The following is a 19,048-nucleotide window of genomic DNA, read 5'->3' as shown; positions in this document are numbered from 1 at the left end:
AATCGAAAACAAGTATGAGAAAAATAGAAACTTCACCTAAAACAAGCAAAGAGGAAATTGTGACTAAATGGGGGATTTAATGTGATACATAAAATAGAACGTCTTGTTTCAATTGGGAAGTTTCGAAATTACCAATCAACAGGAGATGTAACCTTTAAGAAATTTACCCTTGTTTATGCGGATAATGGTAGTGGTAAGACAACCTTAACATCAGTATTTCGTTCTTTAGCTGAAAGTAAACCTGATATAGTTATTAAGAGGAAGTCTACTAACCATATGGAAACTCAAGTAGCTCAAATAATTCAAAGAGATGATTCTGGTAACAATACTTCCCATACACTTAGACGATCTGGATGGTCAAATCCCCTTCCTGATGTCGAAATATTTGATATCCATTTTGTTAATGAAAATATATATTCAGGTTTTGATTTTAATGATGAGCATAAAAAACAACTTCATGAATTTGTAATCGGTGCTCAAGGGGTAAACATTCAACAACAAATAGAACGAAATAAAACTGAGAAAACAGCATTACGTCAAAGAATTGCTAGTCTTGAAACACAAATCATACAACTTGTTGGTAACGAATTAACTCCTGAAATGTTAAATGCGTTTTTATCTTTACGCGAAAACGAAGCTGAAGATATAGATGTCAAAATTGCCGCGGCAATAGTTGCTTTAAATAATGCTAGAGCCAGTTCTGTAATCCAAACATTACAAACACTTTCTCCAATTAATCCAGTTGATCCAGGACTAGACTTTGAAGCAATTATATCCGATTTGCAGTGCTCGATGGATACGATTCAAGATGAAGCGTTAAAAAGTATATTCAATGAACATTGCAGTGATTTAATAACCAACACAATTGAAGATCCAGAAACTTGGATAAAAAAAGGATTTAATTATTTAAAAAGTAAAACAGAAAAAATAGAAGAGAGGGAACGCATGGATTTAGCTTGTCCTATGTGTAGACAAGCGGTTGTAAATAATTCGGATATACTCAGAGCTTATACCGCTCATTTTAATGAAGAGTTTAATTCACTAATATTAAGGCTTCAAGACCATTCAAGAAGTATTCCTAAATTTAATCTTGAAGCAACTATTCAATCGATAAATAACACAATAGAAACAAATATACAAAGATTTAATTTATGGTCATCACATCTTTCTTCAGATGTTCCTCAAATTAATTCAAGTATAATTTTCAATGAATCTAATTTAAGAAATGAGTTAGAAGCACTAATTTCAATTGTTGATAATAAATGTCAAAATCCATCAGTTGCAGCTTCTATTGAGGAAGTTGTTACTATAAAAACCTCATTGCAAAACATTAACGATAATATTTCTAACTACAATCAAGTTAAGTCAGATTTCAATAATTCAGTTAGTAATTTCCGTATGGGGATTCAATCTGAACAGCTTGCACAAAATGAGTTAAATAGACTTAAGAGGTTAGAGAAAAGATTCGAGCCATCAATAGCAGCCATTTGTCTCACTTTAAAGACTGAGAAACAAAATCTAAGAGCTTTGGAACGAAATTATACACAATTGGTATTACAACAAAACGAAGAAACAACAGTCTTTTTTTCGACCTATAAGGATAGAATAAATCACTACTTATCGGAAGTTTTCAGAACCTCATTTAAAATTGAAAGTGTCGAAAATGTGGCGCCACAAGGAAGAGCAACGCAAAGCAAAATTAGCTATAAACTCACAATGAATGGATATGATATTTCATTTGATACTAGTCAACCCAACAGTGCGAAGGAATGTTTTAGTGAAGGGGATAAAAGCACGATTGCACTAGCTTTTTTTCTATCAAAGGTGGATATTGATCCGCGGTTATCTCAGAAAATATTGATTTTTGATGATCCTCTCTCTAGTCTAGATCGAAATCGCAGGTTAACTACAGTTAAACTCATTAAGGATCTCTATTTGCAAATAAAACAAGTAATTGTACTGAGTCATAATGAATATTTTCTATCAGATTTATCTAAAGGTATTGATAGGGGGGATAAAAGGACTTTACGCATATCAGAAAACTTTTTAACAGAATCCTCGAGACTAGAGCCTGTTGACTTAGATGCGTTGGTTGAGATTGACTACTTTAGGCATATAAAGGAACTTGAAAAATTCCTTGAGAACTCAGATATTAATCAAAAAGACAGAGTCCTTGGACTGATGAGGAATATTTTGGAAGCTCATATATGTTTTAAATTTTATAGACAAACTACGGTGATCCCTGAAACCAGCAGGACATTTGGAAGATTAATTGATGAGTTAGTTACTCAAAATGTTGTTTTTAGGAATGATACAACTCCATCTTCAATAATTACAAAATTGAGATTGATTAATGGAGTATCGTGTAAACCACATCATGGAGAACCGGAACCTGACTATAGAGCATTAGGTTATGATCCAGATACGATGAGTATTAGAGAATTAGCTGATCTTGTACGCGACACTTTAGATTTGATTGATAATAAATTATGATAAAGTGTTCCAAGAAAGAGGGGCTTGCATGAAACTAAATACAGGTTGTGTTGAGTGTGTACGAGAAAAAAACAAATAGTTGAAAATGAACTACTTTTGGAGATGCGTGATGACGGAATCTATAGTGTTTCTTGTATTAACGGACATAAATCAATAGTTGTTCTAAATCATCACAAATATGAAATACTATTTGAAATGGGCGTCCTTGCATTGTCTGATGGTTATACGAGAGAAGCAGTATCAAATTTTGCTGCTTCTCTTGAGAGGTTTTATGAATTTAGCATTGAGGTATTTCTGCGTAATAGCGGAGTATATGGCAGTGCATTTGAGCAAACATGGAAAAATCTTAAAAATCAATCAGAAAGACAGTTAGGCGCTTATCTAATGCTATACCTTAATCATTTCAGTAAATATGAACTTCTTGGTAAGCAACCTGAAATATTTGATGACAAACTAACGAAATTCAGAAACGATGTAATACATAAAGGAAATCTCCCATCTTATGATGAGGTTATTAAATATTCAGAAGCGGTGTTCACTTATATTAAAAACCACTTAATTGAACTAAAAGACCAATTTAGTGAAGCAGTTGAGATTGTTTATGATAAAATATAGCTAGTTATATGATGAAAAATAATGCTGAGGGGGGGAAACTTTTAGTTTCTTGGGGCGAAAATACAGTCTTCAAATCCTCTAGGCCAATTGAGGAAATAAAAGAACTGGATTTTCTAAGTTGTATAGAAGAGAGAAGAGTGTATAAAACTTTTTATAATAAGTAGTTCCATTTATTTCTAAATACACGTAATAATTAGTATTTTCCCTACGTTATCTTAAAATAGAGGTTGCAATATAAAGATTAATCTGCCGCGGTTTATTACAAAAGAGATTACATTTATCAATGCCAAATGACAAATGTAATTCACGCTGCCACTTATAGTAATATCGTATGTCATCGATTTAGAACGTAGAGTCATCACAATTTTGTCAATCGTCAAACACTATTAGAATCATGTGTGGATTTACCAAGCCACGGATCATCTCATTAAGATAAATGCACTACTGAAAAGAGGCCCACACAGAACAATGTGTGGGCTTCTTCTATTATGTCTACAATCGTCAACTATGAATGAAGCCTCCTAGTTGAACACTTTTAGTATAGAGAGTACTAATTATTATCAAGTATAATTGAATCTTTGTGAAGATATTCCGTTCCATATAGGCTATAATTCTAACAATATTTTTATTGCAACTTGTCCTACATCCAAAGGCTCGGTTTTACTTTATTCATCTTAAAATATCCTCCGCATTCGTAAATCCCTCAAGATGGCTTTGAATTTTATAGGATCACCTAGTAAAGTCTCAAGCAGTTTCATTCTGAGGAAGTATAAGGGGAGCTTTCGTTTTCCTTTCTCAGAACTATGACATTTCCCACTCAATTTCTGTTTCAGCCATTCATCCAAGTTGTCCCAATCAGGATTATCTTCGGCCAAATCACTTAGGAGAGCATCGTACATATTTTCAAGCCTGCCAGGCCATCTACCGCTTAAATCATAGATACGATTTAAGTTATTAACCCTTGCATTGGCTACATCCTCCGTTGAAGAAGTTGTTAATTGAACAATGAATTTATCCCGGGTCCCGAATACGATGCCAATGTCCAATTCATCAATTGCTTCATGTTTGTAAGGGATGAATGCTCGTTGAATTGCCCCTGGATTGGCGGATATATCGAGCGGGTCCTGTTGAAGCTTGACTCGCTCGTTACAGGATAAACAAACGGGTATGAGGTTGTCTGGTAAGATTGCCAAAGCCGGGTATTCATGTTTGGGAAAGTAATGATCCAAATCGGCAATTAAATTCTTCGAAAGGTCGATTTCACACAGACATGCGGGACAGAGTTTTATATTGTCATTGCTTTGCAGGTAACCTTCAAAAAAATAAGAGCGTTCAAAAGGATGTTTAGAAAACGTTCCTATTTGGTCGAAACCTATCTTATTAAAGATCTGACTGTAAAAGGGAACAATAAATTGATTGAGTGCTGTTTTAAGTTTAGGCGGAAGCTTGTTTGACTTGAAACAGAAGGTGACCGTATCGTATTGATCGTAAAAACAGATATCGTTCTGAAAAGCTTCCCGGATCTGAATCCGCTCCTGGATAGACAATGCATTGAAGAGTCCCATATATCCTGAAACGACCGGGCCATCTGAATTTCTGCTTTTTGATAAATACCAGGAACCCGCCCCTGTCGGTTTACCGGAATTAAAGTGAGCAAGAAAATGCTCACTAACAAATGTCTGGTTCATGGCAGAGTAGTCCAACAGTTGGTCGACAAAGTTCAATACTATTTTGAATTCGTCATGATATTTTGATTTGTTCATTCGAATCAGCATTGAGTTTCAGTCATTCTCCTCCAGCTCTAATAATCGGTTGGAGACACGGAAGTAATGGTAGCCAGGTCCTAGCATGTCTTGCAACTGTTTAAGCTTATCATAATTGTTTTCCTCATCAGCCAGTCGGAATGCTTCATCAATCATTTCTTCAGCGTATGACCCGATAATGCTTCCGGTCTCGAAAATTTGCTTACTGATCTCCCCACGGTTGGCACCGAAGGTGGAAATACGCGTAGGTTTGATCTCCGAACGTGGTTTATCATTGTCCACAATCAGCTTGAAGTTATAAAGCTGATTAGGATCAACATCGGTCAAAATCATGGAAGAATGGGTGGCAATGACGACTTCATGGCTAGTGTCAGTGTTTTCTAATGAGATAAATTCGTTGAGATACTTGATAAAATCGACATTCCATGCTTCGTTCAGGTGTACGTCAGGCTCATCCAATAAGAGCAAAATATTATCTTCACAGCTCATGAGAAGCAGGATACCTAGATGAGCAAGCCATAAATATTCGCCATCGCTAAGGTTGTCACTATTAAATATGACATCCGACCCTTTCAGCTTAAAGGCGAGCTCAGCATGTTCCAACAATCCCAAACGTTTGGCATATAGTAGGGATGATAGAAAGGACAATGGCGTTGTCGCTTGACTGATCTTTTTATGAAAATAGTTGCCATGAGCTTGTTTGGCATCTTGTTCCAAACGGAAAACAGCATTTCTGCGATAATCAGATAAGAATTGTTGGAAATTCCCTTTTATTTCATCGTTTTGTTGAGTGACTGTTCTGTTTACAAAATCATGTAATGGCGGTGAACCTGATTCCTGTTCAATGTACAGTAACTTCATGAATTCTCGCTCAATGGAGCCGATCTCTTTGCCAAATCTGGAAGAAATCTTTCCATCGTTTCCCGAAAGTGAAAAAGAAACAGGGGTGAATTTCCCGACCAGGTCAAAAAGTTTTTTTCTTTTGAGGCAGTAGAGGCGATTTAGTTCAGGATCGCTAGAAATATTGGAGAAAACACAAAGCGTGATTATAACGTAAAGTGAGGTTTCTCCATTAATGAACATATATCGAGGATCCTCGTGTAATCGTTCTATCTTACTGAGAAGCCGGTCCAATCCGGCAGCATCTTCGACTTCACGTTCTGGATTAGATACATAATCATATACGTCACTGATCAATGCATCTTCTGGCGTTTGAAGTAGAACGCCATCCAACAAATTGTTGGGACCTGTAGATTGAGCCAAAATTTTGGTCGGGTGATAATCCTGCATGTCGCTGAATGGTGTGGTTTCTGTATCTTGTTTCTCTCCATCGATTGTGTAGGATAATGGCCCATCCAAATTCCATACAGCAATCTTTGTTTCTTTGCCGTTGACATGTACAAAGTAATCGATTCGGAACCGGAAACCTGGTGATTCGTCCTGCATGATGCGAGTGAATATAAAGCTGATAGCTTCCAACAAAGCCGATTTACCGGTGCCGTTTTGACCGATCAAGAAGCGGCAGGATGCCCTGAACTGAGAGTTGGTATTCTCATGAAATTCAATCGTAAACTTTTTTAATAACTTATATTCTTCAATATAGATGCGATTTAGCCTCATAAGTTTCTACCTTCCATATATGAAATAGCTGGCTGCCAACGATGCATACTCAGCGGTTTTCCTTGGCGGTCGACAACTGTAGCTTCGTTTTCAACCTCGTTAAAGGAAGGTATTTTGATTTCCGTATGCAAAGTGCGTTCCAAAATACCAAAGGATTCAAATAGTAAAATGGTTTGTAACGCAATCTGTACACCAATGATTTTTTTTGCTGCTTCATGTGCGGCCAGTGGTTGAGTGCTCTTATAAAATTGATTAAGTAGTTTTTTTTGCCATTCTGCTAACTCGTCCAAAAACCAACCTAGGTTTGAATCAATCGACTCACGGTGCTTTTTCATTTGCTGCCGTCGCTCTTTCGCTGTAATATCCATCATAATCTTGTAATAATCTTTTTCTTTCGGAAGAGACTCGATTGCAGAAGGTGGAACTGTCACAGCAGCATCGGTATATTGTCGATCCATCGTTTCGGAAATCCAACGTGACTGATCCATTATTTCACGTAGTCCCTCGGCGATCTGCTCCTCCAAATCTAGCACCTCACGGAACAATTCATGCGGGTCTCCAAATGTCTCCGTATGAGGCTCCATATAACTGTAATTTGATAAATTCAAATAATAGTTTTCATTTACGATTTCATTATATGAAACGAACGTGATATTCTTTTTCTCCACGTGCGATAGAGGGTAAGACAGGAAAGGATATGTCTTATATTTGGCTTTAAACCATTGATCAGCGTCATACTGGCGTCTTCCCCAAGCGATGAGCAAATTGTGGAAAATATCTTCCTCCTCTGGAGAGCCATTTTCCGATTGACTGAGGTCTTCAGAATTCATTTCATAAAACCAGACATATTCAGTATCGGATGTGTGAGACTCTTTTCTACGAAACAGAAGGACGGATGTTTTTAATTGGGCAGAAGATTTGAACATTCCGCGCGGTAGCGATACAATGCCATCCACAAGTGCCATTTTAAATAAATGCTTCCTTTCTTGAGCATACATTTCGCTGAAAAAGAAGCTTTCTGGCAAAATAATGGCACTCCGGCCTCCAGGCTTTAACAGCGATAGTGTCCTCCAAAGAAAAAGAATTTCGGATGTTTGTTTTTTTTTATCCACGAATAGGATTGAGTTTGAAAGCTGTTTATTGTTCATTTTCATAGAAAAAGGCGGATTTGTTAGGACTACGTTGGCCCTGGATTCCGCATAGTCAAGCCCTCTGTCTAAAGCGTCAGTAAGAGATACTTCAGAGGAAGTGGCCCCATTTAGAAATAGGTTAGCTCTAGATATTCGTACCGAGAAAGCATTGATATCGAATCCTTGTATATGATTTGAAAAGGGCAGAGAAGCAATTAGAAAGCTTCCAATTCCACATGAGGGGTCTACTAAAAGATCAGATTTCTGTAGGTCAACCATACGTACTAAGGTGTTCGCAAGTCTCAGTGGTGTGAATACAGGCATCATCTTTCGCTTAGCTATAGTTGTGCCAAGAATATCGAAGATATACCCAAAACTAACTTTGTCTTGAAAATTGTTTACAATCTCATCCACTATTCTCATTGCTTCAAACAGCATTTGCCCAGAAATATTCCAATCAAAAGGCCCTGTCAAGCCGTAACCGGCAACTTGATCGATTTGCAACTTGGCTTCTTCGATTAAATGCTTGGCAGAAATATCTATGGTTTGGTTCATGACTATATCCCAAGTAATTCCACTATGTAAATGAGGAGTATCCAGCGATTTAAATAAAAACAGGAATGTAATTAGGTCAATGCTTTCTTCCGATCCGCTTATACCATTTCGCCACAACAGATCCATAAGAGCGTTCAGTTGTCTTGCCAGTATTTTTCGGTCTTGTTCAATCATACCGCTCGTCCTTCCTTAAATGAGGTCTATAAATAAATTATTTTGGGCAAGGTCGATTAATTGAACCAGCTGCTTATGCGCAATGGTTTGTTTTAGCCGAATGGCATTCAAAGAATGTGCGACAGTAGAAAATTCCCTTTGAAGTTCAAACGGCGGAAGTGGAACCTTCCAAGACTTTAGAAATGCTACAGAGATGCGTCGACGTCCAGCACTGCCAGACAGGAACTGTGCGGCCCATCTACGAGAGCTCGGGAGAGATAACAGTCGGTGAATCCAGTAGGCGTGAGTGACATTCGAAATGGGTCGAAGCACAACAAACTCACTTGATCCAAAACCAATATCGTGCTCCAGACCAGCAATCACACAGCCTTTTCCATTTTCTAAGCTTGGAGAGATTTTGGGGAACAAAACGTCGCCATTAGCGAAATAACTATAGCTGCCTTCACGCATGTCTCTGACCTTTCGATACTCCGATAGAGAAACTCCCTCTGAAAAAAGATCTTCCATTTTAACATATGGTACCAACAAGTCGTTTCGATCCGAAATACCTTTTTTGGAAGGATTGATCGTTACTATATCACCTAAGGCAATAAGTTCGAATCCTTTTGGATTTTGAACCGGATCTCCAAAACAGGAGACAAACACTGCGTTTAAGGCTTGTTGCAATAAGGAGTTTGAATTTCTTCTCATTTTAAGCAGGCGTTCTGCTTTTTGGAACAAATGGACAATTTCCTTTTGTTTCGACAACTGAGGAAGAATAATTGTTTCATGGTCAAGAAAGGAATGATCAATTGTGGTACTATGTACGGCTTTGTTTCTATCCCAGGTAAGCGCATAACGAGGGGAATGAAGGAGTTGGTACAGGTATTCCTCATCAATAAGATCAGGGCGAAGAATAGTAACCTTACCTAAACCACTCGGAAGCCTATCTTCATTTTTGTACCGAAAAACCCTTCCAATATCACCTCCGAAAAGTATGATAAGAATATTTCCGGGTTTAATCTTGTTTCTTTGAAATGTTAGTTTAGTAATAGTAAAGAGCTTGTGCATCGGTATGGGTGATGATGAGACCAATAAAAGTTCCTTCCTTTCTTAATTCCGGAAAACAATGGAAGTAAATCCACGTATCTATTTTCTCATTACAAAGAGCTTCATGCAACAGGTGCTTATGATAGTGTTGTTCCCTACGAGAGTTATACTAGATCATACGTGACAAATCACATACTACGCTAAAATTAGATTGGAGTATTTTACCGTGGACGTTTACTAGTCATATGTTATGTATATCAAAAATTGTTAAGTCGTGGTTTGGGTTACGGAGGCACTTTATTTACTATTTACATATGCAAATATGTATTTATGCGGTTCTTCTTTAACTAGTTAACGAATTATGACAAAGATTAATACAGAAATTTGCACTTTATGCCATTTGACATTCCAACAAGTGCCAAATAGACGTTACAAAACATCCCCAAAAGGGGCGTTTTGTATGACAAAGTGAAATACAACTCACAACATATTGTGAGTTGTAATTCAATTTGTCACCGTTTGTAATTTATTTTGTCATAGATTTGGAACATAGATTTGTCACAAGAAAGTCAGTCCCGATGTGGCTCAAAGCCTGGATACATCGGGATTTTTTATGTTTTTATAAATTTTGATTTCTTGTGAAAGTTTAATAAGGCCGAAAATTATTTGGGAAAAGTTGACAACCGGTGGTAGATCACTTTTTACAATTTAATATGAACCAAAATGAACGGAGTTACGCGGTTTTACGACTCTGTTTTTCTAATTTATGCTGAACCATCACAAAACTAAAACATTACCCCTCCCCAATCTATTGTTGCAGAACTTTGCGTCTTCAGATATTACGGGGGGGAGAGAGCTTTCGTACCTATAGCTTGTTGAAGTGCCCCAGCTCGTTCGGATTCGCAATCAGCATCTCGAAAAGTATTTTGAATTCCTTCCACTTTCTCTTCATTAAATGAAACAGCAGGTTGATGAAGAATATAATCCCATCTGCTTATTCTGATTAATGCAGTCCTTATACAGTCCTCAGCGTCTTCTTAGGAGTGCAAATCAAGTACAAAAAACGGACCACAGACTAATTTACATCATTTTTTATAGTAGAGCTTCTTACATCTGAGGGAGATACATTCGTTGTGCTGTTTGTAAAAAAAACTCCATCCGCATGCCTGATGTAATACCCGTATGCAGGAAGGTCGCCCCAAAGATTGGACTCGGGATATTGGCCAAGAGCATATTCCGGCGGATTTCCCGGCACCGATGTTTTACCGCCTTTGTAGGTTATATTGACATTATCGAAATAAATATTTTTTATTCTGTATTTTGTACCGTCCGACATATTTGCACCTGAAATCGGAGAGCCCCACGTATTTTTCATGTTTTTCCCGATAATATTCTGGAATTTGACCGTATCCATGGTTCCCGTTTTAGGTACGTCATCTTGGGTAGTACGGTCGCTTCTCTTCCCTAGGATGACAAAAAAAGGATTACCTGCATCTTGAACATCGATATTCTGGAATGTGATGTCTTTTACATCCGCCCCATCGACAGATTCCACACACATAGCGCAATATTTTACATCCTTGATCATGATATCCTGAAATTTAACGTTCTTGAACGCCCCGTAACTGGCGGTTCCGAATTTTAATCCGTTTGTGCTGGAAGCCGTTACATTGGAGTTCTTGACGAGTACATCCTCTACTCCGCGACGCTTGCCGCTCTTGATGCAAATGGCGTCATCCCCGGAATTCACCGTGACGTCTTCAACCAAAACATGCTTAGAATCAACAATATCAATGCCGTCCCTATTACTTAATATATTGACATATAGATTCAAATTCCTTAATGTCAAATAATCAGTTTCCGCAAGCACTACGGTCCACATGCCCGATTTCTTGATGTATAAATTTTGGATCGTTACCATGCTGCTTAGTACGGAATAAATGGCTGAGGGTCTTTGAGGCTCCGAGCCGGTTGTAAACGAGTCGCCATTGCCATCGATGTTGCCGCCTCCGTCAATTCTCACATTTTCAACGTTGTTTACATAAATTAAAGCTTTATTGACATTCGAGTCGGGCCCCAATTGGGTATTGTAAGTCAGTGGGTGCGTATCCGGATAATCCGAGATGGAGGTACTGCCTTTTAAGGTTGCCGAATAGTCAATGTATAATGTCATATTACTCTTAAGTTGGATCATCCCCGACAAAAAAATGCCATCATGCAAATAAACGGACCCGCCCGTGCCCGCAGCAGCGTTAATGGCTGCCTGGATCGCAGCAGTATCCTTAGTTGAGCCGTCTCCTTTAGCCCCATAGTTTTTCACATCAAATACGGGCGATGGCGGTCCTCCGATAAAAGTGGACTGACTGTATACCTTGACATTGTCAAAATAAAGCGTTCCGGTATCACCTGAATTGATTCTGAAACCTGCCTGCCCGACATTGTTGGATGCGTACAGGAAGTTAATGGAGCTTACCTTTCTTATTCCGTCTACGAATACATCATACGTATTGGCAGTGGTATCCAGCACCACTTTGATAATGTACCATTTATCAGCAACATAGGGATCAATATTGGTTAATGTCCCGTTTTTGTTATAAGCGATATTACCGTTCGAGAAAGCTACAGAAGCTATTTTATTTCCGTTGTTGTCATAAATATTAGGGATGTATCGAACCCCGCTATTTTCTGTCGTTTTTACTTTTGCCTCAACCGTCACCTTGCCGCTTAAGGAGGAAAACAATTTGGTAGCTGCGGCATCGTTCGATGTTGAGCTTTTGTATATTTTCACGCTCTTATCGGTAGGGAACGGTACTTCCTGAACGGTAACTGTGCCTCCCGAGGTGTTCGGGTTCCAGCCGGACGGCGCAGCTCCCGTTGTATTTCCGTTAAAATTATCATTAACCGTATAACCTGTCGCGGAGGTAGGGAAGTTTGCCGGCGGTGCTGCAGACGTCACCGTCACCTTAGTACTTTGTGGGGATTCGCTAGCTTGTCCTCCTGTATCGACAAATACGGAAGATACTTTATAATCGTAGGTAGTGCTTGGTGAAATGTTGTTGTCGATATAGGTAGCGATTCCAGGCTGGGATTGCCCGACATAATTAAATTGTGTGCTTCCCGCATCTGCCCTGTATATACTGTATTTTGTCGCGCCGGAAACCGTAGTCCATGTTAAGGTAACCGAAGTGCTTCTTACCGTTCCCACTGAAAGTCCTTGCGGCACCGGTAGGGAAGTATCCACGATTACGGTAGTGGTTCCCGCAGCCTTAACCATATACTCACTTGGGTAAAAGCCGAACATCATACTCGCAATGATCAGTACCTTGATCAAAGGGTGTACAAAGATTTTCATCCTCATCATTCTTATCATCTCCCATTCACATTGTTTTTTTAGTGCAATTTGAGTTACAAATTAATCGTAATGGAGATGACTGCTGGTGTATATTTACATGTTTTAATGTGATATGCAAAAAGAAAAATAGGTGACTTTTACAAAGGGAACCAAGTTTGACTATCCGCATGTGACTTCCGCTAAGCGAGCTTTTAGATATAATGAAAATAAATCAGGATAGACCGATCCCTTGAGGAGGTATTATGAGAATTAATTGGCGCAACCGTTTGCTGCTTTCTTATCTCCCTGTTTTTTTTATTGTCGTAGCCATACTGATTCTCATTTTCTTTATGTCCATGAGTGAGTTCTCGAAAGAGGAGGCAAAAAAAGCGAACGAAATTTTTGTGAAACGCATTCTTGAAACACTCGACTCTTCCCTCATTTCGATAGATCAAACGATCACTAAAGAAGTGATGTCTAACGAAAAGTTGGAGCTTTTCTTCAGAAATGATTTCTCAACAAGCAAGTACTTCAATGATTTTGAGGCATCGAAAGTATTGTACGATCTGCTGCGGTATGTCCCATTGATCGATTCGGTTTATTTGTATCGCAATTCCGATCAAAAATTGCTTACGGAAAAATCTTCACCATCGATGGCTGAATTTGGGGATCACAAATTTTTGCTGCATCTGATACAAGACGGTGTTCCGAGGCGAAATACCGGTTTGCGAATGTACAAAGAAAATGAAGAAGTCCAAACCAGTAAACCTGTTGTGACTCTTGTCAAAAGGATGATGCCGCCGTTTGGAAATGAAGGTTATATAATAGTTAATATTCGATTGGATTCACTTAGGCAGCTCGTCCAGCCGATGCTTGATTCAAAGATAAGCCAAATTGATGTCTTTGATCAGGATGGATTGTTTTTATTCGGCAACAGCGGAAGGATGGCGGATAAAACCGTACATGCCTTTCCTTTCCCTTATACGAAGGTGACTTCGGATTACACGAAATGGGTGGGAAATAGTAGTTTCTCAGACAAGCATTTGTTCGGATTATTCTCGGTATTGAGTTATGTGTGGATGAGCATTGGAATGCTTACCCTATTAGCCGGAGGTTTGTGGGTTTTTTATATTACACGTAAAAACTACAAGCCGATCGAAATGATTATGAACCACATTTACAAATATTCGCAGAACGGCAGTAGTCTCGCTTTTGCGGGAAAAACGGATAGCGACGAGTTCAAGTTCATTGAGTCAGGCATCGATAATTTAATTGAGCAGTCGATACATTACAAGAAGCAGAATGAAGAAAATCAAGTATATCGAAGCAAGCATTTCTTTCAAGAATTGCTCGAAGGCAACCTTATGGACAATCCTTCGAAATGGGCGGATGAAATTCAGCATTATGGCTTGAGAGGGGATTCCGAAGGTTTTGTCGTCATTGTGGTGGAAATGGATAAGTATTCAGAATTTATTAGAACCTATAACATGAAAGATCAAAACCTTCTGAAATTTATCATAAGCAGCGTTTTGAAGGAAGTTTGTCAGAATCATGCATGTGCGGTATGGGCGGAATGGATCGATGCGCATCGGTTGGGAGCGTTGTTCCCTATTGCCAATAACATAGAAGACAACGATAAGATGCATGTGGTTGGAGAAGAAACCATTCGTTGGGTGGCTGCCAATTTACCGTTTACGATTACGATCGGCGTCAGCTCCCTCGCCCGTCGAATGGAAGAGGTTCCGGATGCATACAACGATGCGCTAGAGGCGCTGCAATACAAATCAACGCTCGGAAACAACCGGTTGTTGGAGCATAACCAAATGGTTAGACAGCCAATTTACAAGGACATGTTCAAAAACCTGCAAAGAATCCGGGCTATTACCCAATCGTATCGTCTTGGCGACGAAAATTGGAAGCAAGAATATGCCAAGATGTTTGAAGAGATTCAGTCCGAGCCTATCCCCAAAGACGAATTAATGAGCATGATGAATTATATGACCTACCAAATGTACCGCGAATCGATGGAATTATCCGAAGAATTGCATCAGGTTTGGGAGCAAAGTTTGCCTGAATACAATGCGATATTGGAGCAATTCGATACAGTGGCGGAGCTGGACGCGCGCTTTTATGATGTGCTGAATCGAACGGCCGAAGATATGCGCCGCATCCGTGAAAGCAAAACTCATTATCATCTAATTGGCGATATGAAGGCGTACATCGAATCGCACTTTGCCGATCCCGACCTTAGTCTAACCTCGCTAAGCGATCAATTCGAACTGCACCCCAACTACTTAAGCCGGCTATTCAAAGAAGAATTCGGCGAGAAGTTCATTGATTACTTGACCAAAATGCGGATAGAGCAGGCCAAGAAGCTTCTGACGGGAACGAATCTTACCATCCAGGACGTATCTGTTCAGGTCGGCTATACTTTACCGGTATCATTCATCCGCGTATTCAAAAAGCATGTCGGAACCACCCCGGGTGATTACAAAAAAGGGATGTTAGCTTGATTTTGCTTAATTGCATACTCTGTCACAAAAAGCATACTGCCCTCTTTTCAAGGCTTAACGACTCCTTATTGCGAGGAAACGAGCCGAGAAAGGAGGTTTTTTGTTTTTGCATATCGCCTTAAAACATATCTATGTACGCCTCTGGCCACACCCGTTAAGATAGATTTGCGAGCAGATGATTTTACAAACGAAAGAGAGGTGATTTATTCTTATGAACACTGTCCATCCCCTTTTGTCTGAAGACGCTATGAAGCATGCGGACATGAACGTGAAACTGCGCAGGAAACGGATTATTAAACAGAACATTCCTCTCATGGCCATGTTCTTGCCCGTTATCCTGTTTTATCTCGTATTCAAGTATATCCCAATGCTAGGTTTAGTCATTGCATTCAAGGATTACAACTTTTTTGACGGGATAGTCGGCAGCGTGTGGGTTGGCTTCAAGCATTTCAAATATTTGTTTGAAAACGCTCATACGCGGGACATCATCTACAACACGATGCTTCTCAGTTGTCTCCGTGTTTTTCTAAGCTTTCCTTTTCCGATTCTTCTCGCTATTATGCTCAACGAGGCACGGAGGCTGTGGTTTAAAAAAGCGGTGCAGACGCTGGTCTATCTTCCCCACTTCCTTTCGTGGATTATCGTCGGCGGCATTGTGGTGACGGTATTTGCTGAGCAATCAGGCGTTGTTAACGGTTTGATGAAACTGACCGGCCTTCCTAGCTATGCCTTCCTCTATCATGAGGTTCCTTGGATGTCGATCTTCATCGGATCGAGCATATGGAAGGAAGCCGGGTTTAGCGCCATCATTTATTTAGCTGCGCTCACCATGATCGATCCGAGCTTATATGAGGCCGCAAATATGGACGGAGCAGGAAAATGGCGGAAAATTTGGCATGTTACGCTCCCAGGTATTCGCCCTACGATTGTGTTAATGCTCATTTTATCGATGGGTCATGTTATGGAGGTCGGATTCGATCATGTATACGTGATGCAAAACCAGGTTGTTTCCCAAGTATCCGAGGTAATCAGCACGTATATTTTCAAAATAGGGTTGCAAGGAGCTAACTTCAGTGTGACCGCGGCAATGGGTTTGTTCGAATCACTGATTGGGATTATTCTAGTAGCAGTCACTAATCGAATTGCCCGTGCCTTTGATCAAGGACTTTGGTAGAAAGGATGGATCGTTATGAACGACACAAAGGGCGAATCGCTGTTTTATGCGGCCAATTATATCATCTTGACTTTAGTGGCACTCAGCTGTCTGCTGCCGATCATCAATATTGTAGCCGTTTCACTCAGCAATCAGAACGCGGTGGCATCCGGATTCGTTTCGTTGTGGCCCATCGGCTTTAACTTGGATTCGTATAAAGCTTTACTCAAAGGCACCAACATTCTTCGGGCCTTTCAGAACAGTTTAGTCATTACGCTGGTCGGCGTGCTGCTCAGCATGCTGTTTACCATCATGGCCGCATATCCGTTATCGCGCAAATATTTTTGGGGCCGCAAATTTTTCACTATGGCTATGGTGTTTACCATGCTGTTTAGCGGCGGGCTGATTCCAACGTTCTTACTTGTTAAGTCGCTGGGCCTTGTCAATTCGTATGGTGCCCTATGGCTGCCCGGACTTATCAGTACGTACAACATGCTTGTGATGCGTACCTTTTTTGAAAACATTCCTGCGGAGATGGAGGAAGCGGCCCGAATTGACGGCTGCGGAGAGCTGAGATTGCTTGCACAAGTCATATTGCCGCTTTCTTTGCCGGTTGTCGCAACATTAGGGCTGTTTTACGGGGTCGGTTTTTGGAATGCATTTATGAGCGTGCTCATTTACATTAATGATACGAAGTTTTTCAACTTGACCGTTCTCGTTCAGAAAATGGTGCAAAGCCAGCAGTTGCTGCAGCAAATGAACAATTTGCAGCCCGATGACGTGGAAGCGGTTACTCCGGACTCCATCAAAAGTGCAGCCATCGTTGTCATGATCGCGCCCATGCTGGTAGTGTATCCGCTTCTGCAAAAATATTTCGTCAAAGGAGTGATGATCGGCTCCATCAAAGGGTAGCATGCTCGGTCAATATTAAGCTCAAAATGATGATAACCACTAAAAATTTTTTCAGGGAGGCAAAACAATGTTCAGTCGTTCGCAAAAATGGGTGTCTGTACTTGCTCTAACCGCTTTGTCCAGTTCTTTGCTCGTTGGTTGCGGAGGTGGAGATGGTAAGACGGAACAAAAAAAATCGGATAACGGAAAAACGGCGGCACAAGGGGAAGCTAGGGGAGCAGCAACTGTTTCCCTTTACGATCGGGGACGTGTTCCTGCGGAAGAAGGCACGATGGATAAAAATCGGTGGACCGATTGGGTCAATACAAACGGCCCTACAAATGTGAAATATGTATTGATTCCAAGAACTGATTCCATCACCAAGTTCAATACTTTATTCGCTTCGGGGGATGTCCCGGACGTCATCAACGAGTACGAACCGCAATATCGCGATCTGTTGTTTCAACAAAAGCAGCTGCTGCCGCTGGATGACTTAATCGACAAGTATGCGCCTAATTACAAACAACTTCTGGCACAATATCCTCAATTAAAAAAGGCGGGAACGAAGCCGGACGGCAAGCTGTATGAAATTGGCCGTTTGCAGGGAACGATGTCCATGTACTCCCTTATTATTCGTGCCGATTGGCTGAAAAAGCTGAATTTGCAAATGCCGCAAACACCTGAGGATCTGTTTAAGATCGCCAAAGCGTTTACTGAACAGGATCCTGACGGCGATGGAAAAAAGAATACGTACGGAATATCGCTCGCTTCCGATAGCGGCATGGGGATCAGCAAGATGTATGGCGATGTCGGCTGGGTCGTGAAGGATGGAAAACTCGTATACGATTGGGACCGGGCGAAGGCAAGCAACGAATTTAAAAAGCGGCTGTTTGACGAAGGGGTAGTGGACAAAGATTACCTCACCGACAAAAACGGCGAAAAGGCGAAGCAGGACTGGCTAAGCGGTAAGCTGGGGATGTATGTGATGCAGCATTCCCAGCAGCTCAATCCCGGCTTGAACAACTATCAGACGCTGAAGAAAAATGTTCCGAGTGCAGAAATTTTGCCAGTACCGCTCCCTAAGACGCAATTCGGCCAATTCAGCATGAATTTCCTCAACCCGGCGCAAATGACCACTGTCGTTTACCGGGGAGCGAAGGATCCCGTAGCCGCCATCAAATACATCGATTTTATGGCGTCCAAGGATACCGCTAAAGTCATGAAATACGGTTTGGAAGGAAGCCATTGGAAGCAAGAACCTAACGGCTGCCCGATTCCGGTCGATATGGAGAGAAACAAAAAAGAGCTTGTTTACGTACCCGATCTTGCTATGCAAACTTCGCCGGACCTGGTAGGGGCTTGTAACAAAACGGAGAGCTCCTTCGATCCGAAGATGCCGGACCACCAGGCATATTTGACCTTTATCAAGCAAGCGCGCGAAGCCTATGAAACTCCGGAACGGCCAATACCTGATTTAACTCTTTCCGAGCACATGCCGACTTTGCCGGCGGATCTTGCCAAAATCAACACGGATCTTACCCAGCAAATTAGCGGGTTTTGGGCTAAGTCGATAGTCAGCGGATCGGCTTACACGATCGACAAGGCACTTTCTGACGCGAAGGCGGTATGGGAGAAAGGCGGCGGCAAGCAATTGGAAGATTGGTATGCCAAATGGTATGTGGACAATAAAGACAAGGCGTTTCTCACCCAGGACATCTATAAATTTTTAAATAAATAAACATTTGATTACAGGACCCCGAAGATGTGTTTTCAATCTTTGG

The 19,048-nt window shown here is 40.6% G+C and carries 11 protein-coding genes; 6 read left to right on the top strand and 5 right to left on the bottom strand.

What is annotated here, in order from left to right; all coding sequences use genetic code 11:
* Window positions 1-81: 81 nt before the first annotated feature.
* Window positions 82-2,493 (top strand): AAA family ATPase, encoded by a 2,412-nt coding sequence (locus NV381_RS18530; protein ID WP_258214777.1) that lies wholly within the window; start codon window positions 82-84, stop codon window positions 2,491-2,493.
* Between the two features lie 54 nt (window positions 2,494-2,547).
* A complete protein-coding gene (locus NV381_RS18525) occupies window positions 2,548-3,108 on the top strand; it encodes a hypothetical protein (RefSeq protein ID WP_258214776.1) in 561 nt (186 codons plus the stop codon).
* Between the two features lie 674 nt (window positions 3,109-3,782).
* Here the strand turns inward: NV381_RS18525 and NV381_RS18520 are convergent.
* The 5 genes from NV381_RS18520 to NV381_RS18500 all read right to left on the bottom strand — a co-directional run bounded on the left by NV381_RS18520 (window position 3,783) and on the right by NV381_RS18500 (window position 12,740).
* Window positions 3,783-4,883: a hypothetical protein gene (locus tag NV381_RS18520; RefSeq protein ID WP_258214775.1), complete on the bottom strand. Its 1,101-nt coding sequence runs from the start codon at window positions 4,881-4,883 to the stop codon at window positions 3,783-3,785.
* A 6-nt stretch (window positions 4,884-4,889) separates the two neighbouring features.
* A complete protein-coding gene (locus tag NV381_RS18515) occupies window positions 4,890-6,491 on the bottom strand; it encodes an ATP-binding protein (RefSeq protein ID WP_258214774.1) in 1,602 nt (533 codons plus the stop codon).
* Entirely contained in the window at window positions 6,488-8,350 is a 1,863-nt protein-coding gene (locus tag NV381_RS18510) for an HsdM family class I SAM-dependent methyltransferase (RefSeq protein ID WP_258214773.1), read from the bottom strand. Before NV381_RS18510 ends, NV381_RS18515 begins: the two co-directional genes overlap by 4 nt.
* Window positions 8,351-8,365: 15 nt before the next feature.
* On the bottom strand, window positions 8,366-9,424 hold the full coding sequence (locus tag NV381_RS18505; RefSeq protein WP_258214772.1) for a restriction endonuclease subunit S: 1,059 nt from the start codon (window positions 9,422-9,424) through the stop codon (window positions 8,366-8,368).
* A 1,030-nt stretch (window positions 9,425-10,454) separates the two neighbouring features.
* On the bottom strand, window positions 10,455-12,740 hold the full coding sequence (locus NV381_RS18500; protein ID WP_258214771.1) for a glycoside hydrolase family 28 protein: 2,286 nt from the start codon (window positions 12,738-12,740) through the stop codon (window positions 10,455-10,457).
* 233 nt (window positions 12,741-12,973) lie between these two features.
* On the opposite strand from NV381_RS18500, the gene NV381_RS18495 reads away from it, so the two are divergent.
* The 4 genes from NV381_RS18495 to NV381_RS18480 all read left to right on the top strand — a co-directional run bounded on the left by NV381_RS18495 (window position 12,974) and on the right by NV381_RS18480 (window position 19,005).
* A complete protein-coding gene (locus tag NV381_RS18495; protein ID WP_258214770.1) occupies window positions 12,974-15,223 on the top strand; it encodes a helix-turn-helix domain-containing protein in 2,250 nt (749 codons plus the stop codon).
* A 211-nt stretch (window positions 15,224-15,434) separates the two neighbouring features.
* Window positions 15,435-16,397, top strand: coding sequence for an ABC transporter permease (locus tag NV381_RS18490; protein WP_419182281.1), 963 nt, complete (start codon window positions 15,435-15,437; stop codon window positions 16,395-16,397).
* A 15-nt stretch (window positions 16,398-16,412) separates the two neighbouring features.
* Entirely contained in the window at window positions 16,413-17,288 is an 876-nt protein-coding gene (locus NV381_RS18485; protein WP_171655755.1) for a carbohydrate ABC transporter permease, read from the top strand.
* 67 nt (window positions 17,289-17,355) lie between these two features.
* A complete protein-coding gene (locus tag NV381_RS18480; protein ID WP_258214769.1) occupies window positions 17,356-19,005 on the top strand; it encodes an extracellular solute-binding protein in 1,650 nt (549 codons plus the stop codon).
* Window positions 19,006-19,048: the final 43 nt, after the last annotated feature.

It is taken from the genome of Paenibacillus radicis (ex Xue et al. 2023) (assembly GCF_024722015.1).
In the GTDB taxonomy this organism is placed as follows: Bacteria; Bacillota; Bacilli; order Paenibacillales; family NBRC-103111; genus Paenibacillus_S.
Note: the sequence above shows the minus strand (reverse complement) of the source record. Positions and strands in the feature narration are given on the sequence as shown.

Excerpts from the sequence above, each read along its gene's own strand:
- NV381_RS18520 (WP_258214775.1), bottom strand. The coding sequence starts at position 4,883 with ATGCTGATTCGAATGAACAAATCAAAATATCATGACGAATTCAAAATA.
- NV381_RS18515 (WP_258214774.1), bottom strand. The coding sequence starts at position 6,491 with ATGAGGCTAAATCGCATCTATATTGAAGAATATAAGTTATTAAAAAAG.
- NV381_RS18510 (WP_258214773.1), bottom strand. The coding sequence starts at position 8,350 with ATGATTGAACAAGACCGAAAAATACTGGCAAGACAACTGAACGCTCTT.
- NV381_RS18500 (WP_258214771.1), bottom strand. The coding sequence starts at position 12,740 with ATGATGAGGATGAAAATCTTTGTACACCCTTTGATCAAGGTACTGATC.
- NV381_RS18495 (WP_258214770.1), top strand. The coding sequence starts at position 12,974 with ATGAGAATTAATTGGCGCAACCGTTTGCTGCTTTCTTATCTCCCTGTT.
- NV381_RS18490 (WP_419182281.1), top strand. The coding sequence starts at position 15,435 with ATGAACACTGTCCATCCCCTTTTGTCTGAAGACGCTATGAAGCATGCG.
- NV381_RS18485 (WP_171655755.1), top strand. The coding sequence starts at position 16,413 with ATGAACGACACAAAGGGCGAATCGCTGTTTTATGCGGCCAATTATATC.
- NV381_RS18480 (WP_258214769.1), top strand. The coding sequence starts at position 17,356 with ATGTTCAGTCGTTCGCAAAAATGGGTGTCTGTACTTGCTCTAACCGCT.